Below are 1,218 nucleotides of genomic sequence, written 5' to 3'. Positions count from 1 at the left end.
GGGCAAACGCGGCGGGCCGCTCCGGCGTCGAAGGAGCGACAGCACAGGCCGAGCAGCATGTTCGTATCGGGGGGACCCATGGTCCGCAAGGCAAGAATTCCGGCAGCGATCCTCCTCGCCGCCTCGCTCGCCCTCGCCGGATGCGCGGGGCGCGGGGGCGACGAGGGCTCCACGCAGGCCGACGCCAAGTCCCAGGTGCGCGGCGCGGACGGACCCCAGGCGGCCGAGGCGGGAGCCTTCGACACCTCGGGCAAGGGCGGCAACGGAAGCAAGGGCGGCAGGAGCGAGACCTCCGGCCCGGCGCTGGAGACCTCCCACATCATCCGCACCGCCCGGCTCTCGGTCCGCGTCAAGGACGTCCCCGACGCCCTGGCCGAGGTCCGGTCGGTCGCCGAGACGGCAGGCGGCTTCGTCGCGCGGGAGGAGTCCGACACCTACGCGGGGTCCGGCCGCATCGACAGCACCGAGGTCGTGCTGCGCGTCCCGTCGGACACGTACGACGAGGTCATGCAGGAGCTCAAGGGCACGGGCCGGGTCACCTACCGCTCCTCGAAGGCCGAGGACGTCACCGACCAGGTCGTCGACGTGGAGAGCCGGGTGAAGTCGCAGCGGGCCGCCGTCGACCGGCTGCGCAAGCTGATGGACGACGCGACCGAGCTGGAGGACGTCGTCCTCCTCGAGGGCGAACTCTCCTCCCGGCAGGCCGAGCTGGACTCGCTGCTGGCCCGTCAGGCGTCGCTGAAGGACCGGACCTCGCTGGCGACCGTCACCCTGAGCCTCTTCGACAGCGACCGCGCCGAGGACGAGGACCGGGAGGACAAGGACCCCGGTGTCCTGGACGCGCTCGAGGGCGGCTGGGACGCCTTCGTCACCACCCTGTACTGGATCGTCCTGGTCGTCGGCGCGGTCCTGCCGTTCGCCGTGGTGCTGGGCGCCCTGCTGTGGCTGTGGCTGCGCCTGCGCCGCCGTGCGCGCGCCGCGGACGGCGCCGGGGGCGCCGCCGACGGGAACAGCGCGGCGGGGGACACAGCGGCCGAGGCACCGGCCGAGGGCGACGACGCCTCCACCGAGGAGGCCGACACGCACGGCACGCACCGGTCCTGAACCGGACGGGCGATGCCTTCGGGCCCGCCCCCTGGGACCCCGGTCCCGACCACGGCGCTAGCGTGGGCCCCATGAGCAGCGGCGCGAGGCGGGACCGGGAACGACTGGTGGTCA

General features: G+C 73.9%; 1 protein-coding gene. It reads left to right on the top strand.

The features are described from left to right. Positions 1-78: 78 nt before the first annotated feature. Positions 79-1,104 (top strand): DUF4349 domain-containing protein, encoded by a 1,026-nt coding sequence (locus ACOV8S_RS04045; RefSeq protein WP_448316137.1) that lies wholly within the window; start codon positions 79-81, stop codon positions 1,102-1,104. Positions 1,105-1,218 lie beyond the last annotated feature (114 nt).

Source organism: Streptomyces sp. CO7 (genome assembly GCF_053474865.1).
Note: the sequence above shows the minus strand (reverse complement) of the source record. Positions and strands in the feature narration are given on the sequence as shown.

Coding starts and splice junctions, on each gene's coding strand:
- ACOV8S_RS04045 (WP_448316137.1), top strand. CDS start 79: ATGGTCCGCAAGGCAAGAATTCCGGCAGCGATCCTCCTCGCCGCCTCG.